The sequence below is a fragment of the Phenylobacterium sp. genome, assembly GCF_036495085.1.
GTDB lineage: Bacteria > Pseudomonadota > Alphaproteobacteria > Caulobacterales > Caulobacteraceae > Phenylobacterium.
Genome location: NZ_DASXNL010000015.1, coordinates 1 through 8,386, shown reverse-complemented (window position 1 = coordinate 8,386; position 8,386 = coordinate 1). Strand labels below are relative to the sequence as shown.

General features: G+C 67.9%; 8 protein-coding genes. 4 read left to right on the top strand and 4 right to left on the bottom strand.

The features are described 5' to 3' along the window. Window positions 1-88 precede the first annotated feature (88 nt). Window positions 89-859, top strand: coding sequence for an FkbM family methyltransferase (locus tag VGI62_RS02240; RefSeq protein WP_331502763.1), 771 nt, complete (start codon window positions 89-91; stop codon window positions 857-859). On the opposite strand, the gene VGI62_RS02235 is transcribed toward VGI62_RS02240, so the two are convergent. The 4 genes from VGI62_RS02235 to VGI62_RS02220 all read right to left on the bottom strand — a co-directional run bounded on the left by VGI62_RS02235 (window position 854) and on the right by VGI62_RS02220 (window position 5,475). After that, entirely contained in the window at window positions 854-1,909 is a 1,056-nt protein-coding gene (locus VGI62_RS02235; protein WP_331502762.1) for a glycosyltransferase, read from the bottom strand. The genes VGI62_RS02240 and VGI62_RS02235 overlap by 6 nt on opposite strands. Beyond that, window positions 1,906-3,321 (bottom strand): oligosaccharide flippase family protein, encoded by a 1,416-nt coding sequence (locus tag VGI62_RS02230; protein WP_331502761.1) that lies wholly within the window; start codon window positions 3,319-3,321, stop codon window positions 1,906-1,908. Before VGI62_RS02230 ends, VGI62_RS02235 begins: the two co-directional genes overlap by 4 nt. A 154-nt stretch (window positions 3,322-3,475) precedes the next feature. After that, window positions 3,476-4,957: an exopolysaccharide biosynthesis polyprenyl glycosylphosphotransferase gene (locus VGI62_RS02225; protein ID WP_331502760.1), complete on the bottom strand. Its 1,482-nt coding sequence runs from the start codon at window positions 4,955-4,957 to the stop codon at window positions 3,476-3,478. A 104-nt stretch (window positions 4,958-5,061) separates the two neighbouring features. Next, on the bottom strand, window positions 5,062-5,475 hold the full coding sequence (locus tag VGI62_RS02220) for a hypothetical protein (protein ID WP_331502759.1): 414 nt from the start codon (window positions 5,473-5,475) through the stop codon (window positions 5,062-5,064). Between the two features lie 206 nt (window positions 5,476-5,681). Here VGI62_RS02220 and VGI62_RS02215 point away from each other — a divergent pair, with 206 nt between their 5' ends. From VGI62_RS02215 to VGI62_RS02205, 3 genes are all read left to right on the top strand, one after another. After that, window positions 5,682-7,199 (top strand): AlkA N-terminal domain-containing protein, encoded by a 1,518-nt coding sequence (locus VGI62_RS02215; protein WP_331502758.1) that lies wholly within the window; start codon window positions 5,682-5,684, stop codon window positions 7,197-7,199. Beyond that, a complete protein-coding gene (locus VGI62_RS02210) occupies window positions 7,174-7,719 on the top strand; it encodes a methylated-DNA--[protein]-cysteine S-methyltransferase (protein ID WP_331502757.1) in 546 nt (181 codons plus the stop codon). Before VGI62_RS02215 ends, VGI62_RS02210 begins: the two co-directional genes overlap by 26 nt. Window positions 7,720-7,797: 78 nt before the next feature. Next, the gene (locus VGI62_RS02205) at window positions 7,798-8,385 is read left to right on the top strand and encodes a DedA family protein (RefSeq protein WP_331502756.1); all 588 of its coding nucleotides are present in this window, start codon (window positions 7,798-7,800) and stop codon (window positions 8,383-8,385) included. Window position 8,386 lies beyond the last annotated feature (1 nt).

The window sequence follows — 8,386 nt, the reverse complement described above, 5'->3', positions numbered from 1 at the left end:
ATGTGGGGATTTGGCGTAAGCTTGAGTGCTTTTCCGGGTTCCGAATCGGCCGGCCAAGCGCCTGGACCCCCGCAAGGAGCTTCGATTGATGCCCGGCGCCAAATGGTTGAAGCGCGAGCGGATGTACGTGAAGGCGCTTGGTCTGAACTACCTCTTTTCGAGGAAGTCCATCGGGGATGGAATCGTCGAGGCGAAGACCAAGCACGGCCCACTTTATTACCGGCCCGCCGACAGCGATCTGACGACCCTTTGGCACACCCTCGGCGCCCGCGAGTACGATCTGGAGCCCTTTGCGCAGTACGCCACCGTGAAGCAGGCCTACGAGCGCATCATCGCCGCAGGCGCAACCCCCGTGATCATCGACGCCGGTGCGAACATCGGCGCGGCATCCATCTGGTTCTCCAACGAATTTCCCGCCGCGCGGATCCTGGCCGTCGAGCCGGACCCCGCCAACGCCAACCTCTGCCGCCTGAACACCAGGGCCCGGAACGTGGAGACCATCGAAGCCGCCATCGGCGCCCGGCCCGGATCGGTCTCCCTGGTGGCGGCCGACGCCTCCTGGGGAACCCGGACCATCCGCGGCGGCGAAGTGCCGATCGTCACCGTAAGCGAACTCCTCGCGCGTGTGCCGAGCGGCGAGTTGCTGATCGCCAAGATCGATATCGAGGGCTTCGAGAGCGACCTCTTCGCAGCTGATACGGACTGGATCGATCAGACCACCGTCCTGATCATCGAGCCCCACGACTGGATGCTGCCGGGACAGGGCTCGAGCCGTACGTTTCGCGCCGCGATGGGCCCTGAGTTCGACATGCTGGTTTCGGGCGAGAACCTGGTCTTCGTGCGCGCTTCGCCGCTATAGACCCTTCCCCTCGGCCGGCTCGGAAATTTCCAGGGCGACGCGGGAGCCGGCGATACGGGCCGCGCCGATGTGGATGCCGGCGATCATGAGAAATTGCAGACTGCGCCGCGTTGCGCCCAGTAGCCGCGCGGCTATGAACATCGCACCGTGGGCAGCGGCGCGCGTGTAGAGGCTGAGAGCGCTGCCGCGGACCCTCCGCATGTCACGCGTGCTCCACGCCATGTGGTGCGCCGCCGGCCAGGCGCGCTCCATGTAGGCGGCGGTCTCGCCGTAAGACTGGAAGTATTCGTAGAAGTGCCTCAGCGTCTGACGCTGGGTCGGAATGATGTGCCGGACCCTGGCCCCAGGCGCCCACCAGCCGACGCCGCCGGACTGCAGGATGCGGAAGACGACCTCGGTTTCCTCACCCACCCGGCGGTGCAGGGGCGAGACCCCCAAGGCGGCCTCGTAGCGAACCTGGCGCTGCTCGGCCGCGCGCACGGCGAAGTTGGCGCCCCAGGGAATGACACCCTCCTTAAATCCGAGGCGGATAGGCTGCTCACCGTAGTTCCGTTTCGCCAGCAGCGTGGTCAGCGGCCATTGGTCAGCCAGCCTGGCGAACCACTTCGGCGTCGGACCCTGGAGCACCGGAATGATCTCGCCCCCGAAGACCGCAGCCTCCGGATGGCGCGCGAACGCCTCGACGTAGGCGCAAAGCCAGTTCGGATCGATGAGCACGTCGTCGTCCGTCCAGCAGATATAGGTTCCCGCAGCCTCGGCGACGCCGCGGTTGCGCGCGTGCGACAGGCCCGGGGCGTCCTCCCTCACGACCCGGATCGGCAAGTGGCCGCCAAAGCCTGCGGCGACCTCGGAGGTGTTGTCCGAGCTGCCGTTGTCGACCACGACCAGCTCCCAGCGCAGACCTTCCGGGATGCGCATGCAGGTTGCCGTTTCCAGCACGTTCTTGAGCTGCTGGGCGCGGTTGCGGGTGCAGATCAGCACCGTGACATCCACTGCGCCCGCTTGGACGGCGCTGCGAGACCTTGCGGTCCCGGGGGCCTCGACGCTCACAGGCCGATGCCGTTCCAGGAGCCGCCGATCAGCAATGCCAGCAGCCCCGCCACCCCGGCGCCGGCGAAGTAGATCGCCAGCGTGGCGATTTCCAGGCCGAGGGTTCCCGGCATGTGTCGCCGCAAGCCGGGCAACAGCGCGGTGTAGGACACCAGCGGGGCGGCTATGAGCACCCAGATCGCGCCGTGCAGGCCCCAGATGTGGACGGTAAGCAGGAGGCCTACGACCATGATGATCAGGCGGACCACGTTGGCGAACGCGGCGTAGCGGGAGGCCCCCGACGCCAGAAGGCTGCTTCCAAGGGGGAGGGCGAAGACGTCGCCTGCGGCCCGGAAGCCAAGGAACTGCACCATCCAGCCGAGAGCGGCGTACGACTTATTGAGGCGAAGCAGGCCGACGAACACAGGGCCCAGGAGGATCGCGCCCCAGGCGATCAAGATCGCGAGCGCGGTGAACATCCATTTCACCCGGCGGAATTGCCGTTGGGCGGTTGCGGCATCCTCGCGGATCCAGCTGGCCATCATCGGCAACAACACCTGGGAGCCAAGCTGCGTGATGGCGCTGAGCGGCGTGGTCACCAGCATGGAGGCGAAGGCGAAGCAGCCGAATTCGACGTCCGGAACGGACCCCTTCAGCAGCAGGACTTCGCCGCGGCTGGAGAGGAAGTAGGTGCCCGTCGAAAGGATGATCCAGCCGCCGAACCGGACGATGCCCCGGGCGGCCGCGCTGTCCCAGTCGAATTTCACCCTTGGGCCCGCGAACTGCGAGGCCAGAGCGTAGGCCCCCGAGGTCGCGACGGCCCCCGCAACCAGCGCCCAGGCCGACGGCTGCTTGAGCGCCCAGGCCACGGTGACGGCGAATCCGGTGATCTCCGAGACGATGGTGACTATCGTCGGTCGGCGAAGGTCCACCCGACGGGTCATGACCGCCAGGCCAGGGTTGGCGAACCCGCGCAGCAGGATCGATGTCGCGCCGAACAGCAGCAGCGGCGCGAGCTGGGGATCGTGGTAAATCCAGGAAACCGGGAACGCCATGGCGGCGGCGAAAACGTAGAGGGCCGCAGCCCGCATCGCCTGGACGGAAAACGCTGTGCCCAGGAAGCGGGCATCAGCGCCGTCGCGATGCTGGACGATGTTAATGTTGATCCCGAGGTCCGAGATCATCTCCAGGCCCATGAGGATCGTCGTGATGACCGCCACCGTCCCCAGGGGCGCAGCGTTCACCAGGAGCTTGGCCAACACGATCCGCGAGATGAACCTGAGCGCGGTCTGGACGCCGTAACCGGAGACCGACCAGGCGCCGCCGCGCAACGCCTTGCCGGCCTGAGCCGAGCGCCGCAGGTCCATCACCTGACGCAGCGCGCCGGCCAACCGGGCCCGCGAGCCGCCTGAGGGGGTGGCCAGCTCGGTCACGGGCACGGGCTCTGAGCGCCGTTGGTCGATTGCAGATACCTCCAGACGCGCACCGCCAATGGTGAAGCTTTCCGCCCGGCCGCGCGCGGCGTCAACGGGGATGCTCCCACGGCGGTGAGGCTGTTCGATGGCGGCGACAGCATCTTGCGGGTTGCTAGCGCACGGACTGGGTGTCGCCCAACACGCAGGGCAGGGTTCGCGCCATGATCGCCAGGTCGAGCCAGATCGACTGACGCTCGACATATTCCAGGTCGAGGGAGACGCGGCGACGAACCGCCTCGGGGGTGTCGACAGGACCGCGCGAGCCATTGACCGCCGCCCAGCCCGTAAGGCCAGGCTTCATGCGGTGGCGGTGGGCGTAGGTTTCGACGAGTTTCGAGGCTTCCGCGCCGTTGGTGAGCATGCCGATGGCGTGGGGTCTTGGTCCCACAAGGGACATCTCGCCGCGGACGACGTTCCACAGTTGAGGAAGTTCATCGAGGCTCGTGCGCCGCAGGAACCTGCCGAGGCGGGTGACCCGCTCGTCGTCGACGCTCACCTGGCGGGCTGAGGTGTGATCCGTCATCTCGACCCGCATCGAGCGAAACTTCCAGACCAGCACTTCCTCGTTCATGTAGCCGTGGCGGCGCTGCTTGAAGAACACCGGACCTGGGCTGTCCAGACGGATGGCCACCGCGATCGCCGCCAGCGCCGGGGCCAGCACGACGATGGCGGCGACACTAAGGACCACGTCCATCGCGCGCTTCAGTCCGGCCTGGGTTGCGCCGCGGCGGACCCCGGAAAGGTGGGCCAGAGGCATGTCGAGGAGCCGGTCCTGGGCGGCCTGTTCGCTGGCGGCGTCGAAGCCGTCCATAAGCAGGCTGATGTCATTGGGGCAGGGCGCGAGTTCGGCGATCAGCTGGGCGATGCGCGCGGTGGCCCCGGAGGGCACAGCCACGACGATGCGGTCTACGTAAGGCAGCAGGCGGTGGCTCTTGACGTCGGCGGTGCGGCCAAGCACCGGCACGCCGAAGATGTGCCTGGGCGCGCGCTCGCCGCGATCGTCAAAGATGCCGAGGATGTTCACGTTGCGGCGCGAAAGCGCCATCGCCACCAGGCGCTGGGCGGCTGGGGTGGCGCCGACGATCATCAGGTTCGGGGTCAGGAACCCGCGGCTGCGCAGGCGGCTGATGTAGCTGAACCAGATCACGTGCGAGGCGCAAAGCACAGCCACGGCCGTAAGGCACCAGTCCACGATGTGCAGGATATTGGCGGCCTTCATGGCGGGCTCAGTGAAGGACGCAAAGGTGAGCAGCATCAGCCCCGACCCACCGACCGCGCCGATGACCTTGTAGATGTGCTGGTAGAGGCGCTCGCGGGCGTTGAGCTGATAGGCGTCAAAGCTGATCAGGGTGGCCGCCACCAGGCCGGATGCGGCCAAAACCAGCGCCGTTGAACCGCCCAATCCATCGCCGAGCGTCTTAAGGGCGAACACCGCTGTCAGCAGCGCCAGATCGCTTACCTGGACCCGGCGGGCCAGGGCGCCGCCGCTCAGGCGTGAACGGGCGCTCGCCAGACGCTCCGGACGCAAGGGGCCACGCCGTTCGGACGCCGATTTTGCACCTTCACGATCTGCGGCGTCCGTGTCGTACGCCATTTCGCCTTCGCCCCGATCCTTCTGCCGGCGGACTATGCTGCCCGCCGCTGATCAAGCGGTTAATCTCGGAGCGGAATCCGCAGGTTATCGGCGGCGCGCGAGGCTCAGAACTGGCGATGACGCCCGGAGTAAGGCTGACGCCGGCGCGAGGCCAGCGGCCGCGCCTCGACTGGTCGTGAGGCGCGCGGGGCCGATGGGGCGCGCGGCGGCGCCAGGACGCTCTCCGAGTGGGTCAAGGAACCCTCCGCCGCTGCAGCCCCCTCCGTGACCGGCGCGGGCGCCTCCAGGGCGGCCTCGGGGGCGGGATGCGTTGTGACTTGCGAATTCCTCAGTATGGACAATTCGGACAGCACATCGCCGTTGCGCGCCATAAGCAGGTCGATCGCCTGATGGCCGAGCCCCAGCGCTTGATAGAGCCGCCGGCGCGCCCGACGCTCCGCCCGGACCATGGCGACAGCCATCGCGGCGGCCGCAACCACCAGCGCCAGTCCAGCAAAGACTGCAGCCCACAAAATCATCAAACCCCGTCGCGGATGGGGAGGCCTAACCGCGCTGGCCTGTACGTAACCTGAATAATGGTCGAGCACGGCCCTGGACGCCGCAATAATTTAAACCCCAAGGATGACAAAAAGGTTCAAGCCCTCAGACCGGTTTCCGTGTCGCGATTGATGTCCGAAAACCGCGAGACATCCGGCGCCCGAGCCCCCATCTTGCGGCCATGGACATGGATTTCGAAGCCTGCCGCCGCGCCTTCCTGACCCGCGATCCTCGGTTTGACGGACGGATCTTCGGCGCGGTGAGGACAACCGGCATCTATTGCCGCCCGATCTGCCCGGCCCGAACGCCGAAGGCGCAGAACATGACCTTCTACCCCACCGCTGCGGCGTGCCAGGAAGCGGGCTACCGCCCCTGCCTGCGCTGTCGCCCGGAGTCCTCTCCCGACCTGGGCGCCTGGAGGGGCACCTCCAACACCGTCTCGCGGGCTCTGGCGCTGATCGAGGGCGGGGCGATGGATGCAGGAGACGTGGATGGTCTTGCTTCGCGCCTCGGCGTCGGCGAACGACAGTTGCGGCGGCTTTTCCGGCAGCACCTGGGCGCCTCTCCGGTGGCGGTCGCCCAGACGCGGCGGGTTCTGCTCGCCAAGCAATTGATCCAGGAGACCCTGCTGCCGATGGGCGAAGTCGCCCTGGCCGCGGGCTTCGGTAGCGTGCGGCGGTTCAACGAGACCTTTCAACAGCTGTTCGGCCGTCCGCCGGGCGCACTGCGACGCAGCCGCGCCGAGGAGGCCAGCGCCGCGGCCAGCGGCATCACCGTCAAGCTGCCCTACCGTGCGCCCTACGATTGGGCCGCGATGATCAGCTTCCTCGGCGCTCGGGCGATCCCGGGGGTGGAGGCCGTTTCACCACGCCGCTACGCCCGGACGCTGTCGGTGGATGGAGCGCTGGGCGTCGTGCGCGTCTCCCCCGGCGCCGGCGACTTCCTGGTGGCGGAAATCCGCTTCCCGAAGGTCCAGGCGCTGCCGGCGGTGATCGCCCGTATCCGGCGGGTGTTCGACCTGACGGCGGATCCGGCTTTGATCGGCGACCATCTCAGCCAGGATCCGGCGCTGGCGCCGTTGGTGGCTGCACGGCCGGGCCTGCGGGCTCCGGGCGCCTGGGATGGCTTCGAACTGGCTGTGCGCGCAATCCTTGGCCAGCAGATCACCGTCACCGGCGCCCGCGGCCTGGCCGCAAAGCTGGTGGAAGCCTACGGCGCCCGGGTCGACGAACCTTTCGCGACGAACCTTGGTCTGACCTGCGCCTTCCCGACGCCGGAGCGGCTGATCGGTCAGGACATCGCCGCGCTTGGCATGCCCAAGGCCCGCGGTGCTGCGCTGGAGGCGCTGGCCCGCACGGTCGCGGCCGATCCGGCGATATTCACCCCTCGCGCCGACCTCGGGAGCGCCATAGCCGCCTTGAGGGCGCTTCCGGGCGTCGGCGAGTGGACGGCGCAGTACATCGCCTTGCGCGAGCTTCGCGAGCCGGACGCCTTCCCGCAGGCCGACATCGGCCTGCTGCGCGGCATGGCCGGGGAGACCGGGACCCGCCCGACGCCGGCTGCGCTGCTTGAACGGGCTGAAGCCTGGCGGCCCTGGCGGGCCTATGCCGCCCAGCATCTGTGGGCGGCCGACGCCGGACTGATTTCGAAGTCGAGTGAAATGAAAAGGACGAAGAGCGATGCCGATCAACAACGCGCCGCCTGAGACCCTGTCAGTCGACCGCCTGACAACGCCCATCGGCACGGCATTGCTTGTCACTGACGAGCGCGGGGTCCTTCGCGCCTTCAACTGGACTGACTACGAACCGGCCATGCTGGCCTGGATCGGCCGGCACTATCCCAAGGCAAAGCTCGTCGAGGGGCGGGCGGGGCCGCCGGTGCGAGGCGCGTTCCACGCCTACTTCGGCGGCGATGCGCGCGCGCTGGAGAACGTGCCGTGGCAAGCTTCGGGCACGGAATTCCAGCTGAAGGTCTGGAATGCGCTATGCGCCATCCCGCCTGGCGAGACCTTGAGTTATGCCGGGCTCGCAAGGCGGATCGACCGGCCGAGCGCGGTGCGGGCCGTCGGACTGGCCAACGGCGCCAATCCGGTGGCCGTGGTCGTGCCCTGCCATCGGGTGATCGGAACCAATGGCTCGCTCACGGGCTATGGCGGGGGCCTGCCGCGCAAGCGCTGGCTGCTGGCGCACGAGGGCGCGAGCTTCCGAGACCGCCTCGCGGCGTGACGTCGCTGCGTCGCTCTTGAGCGACTGACCGCCGCGCGGGGTGTGTTATGAGCCCTTTCCCCAGGGCTCGGCGAGGCGATGGAAGAATTCCTACGACAATACGGGCCGATCGGGATCTTCCTGGGCGCGGCGTTCGAAGGCCAGACGGCGGTGATCGTCGGGGGCCTTTTGGCGCGTCAGCATATCCTGCATCTGTGGCTGGTTCTGCTCAGCGCCACGGCGGGGTCGGGGATTCTCGATTACCTCCTGTTCGTGGCCGGGCGGCGGTTCCGCACGCACCGCTTTGTGGTCAGGGCCCAGGAGCAGGCCGCCTTCGCCAAGGCGCTGCGCTTCATCGAGCGCTTCCCAATCAGCTACACGCTCACCTTCCGGTTCCTGTTCGGCCTGCGCGTGGCCAGCCCGATCGCCATCGGCGTCAGCCAGGTGCCGGCCTGGCGGTTCGCCGTGCTCAACCTGCTGGGCGCGATCATCTGGGCGACCACCTTCACCCTGGCGGGGTTCATTTTCGGCGAAGCCGTGCACAATGTGCTTGGCCACGGTCATCACGCGGGGCGCTGGACGCTGATCGCCGCCGGCGCGATCATCGCCGTCGTGGGAATCGTATGGGGCGTCCGCTATCTGCGAGGACGGCGCAAACCGGTCGCCCGGGCTCAGGCCGAAGCGTGAG

What these genes read in the sequence shown, in the direction of transcription:
- VGI62_RS02240 (WP_331502763.1), top strand. Translation starts at nt 89, where the DNA reads ATGCCCGGCGCCAAATGGTTGAAGCGCGAGCGGATGTACGTGAAGGCG.
- VGI62_RS02225 (WP_331502760.1), bottom strand. Translation starts at nt 4,957, where the DNA reads ATGGCGTACGACACGGACGCCGCAGATCGTGAAGGTGCAAAATCGGCG.
- VGI62_RS02220 (WP_331502759.1), bottom strand. Translation starts at nt 5,475, where the DNA reads ATGATTTTGTGGGCTGCAGTCTTTGCTGGACTGGCGCTGGTGGTTGCG.
- VGI62_RS02215 (WP_331502758.1), top strand. Translation starts at nt 5,682, where the DNA reads ATGGATTTCGAAGCCTGCCGCCGCGCCTTCCTGACCCGCGATCCTCGG.
- VGI62_RS02210 (WP_331502757.1), top strand. Translation starts at nt 7,174, where the DNA reads ATGCCGATCAACAACGCGCCGCCTGAGACCCTGTCAGTCGACCGCCTG.
- VGI62_RS02205 (WP_331502756.1), top strand. Translation starts at nt 7,798, where the DNA reads ATGGAAGAATTCCTACGACAATACGGGCCGATCGGGATCTTCCTGGGC.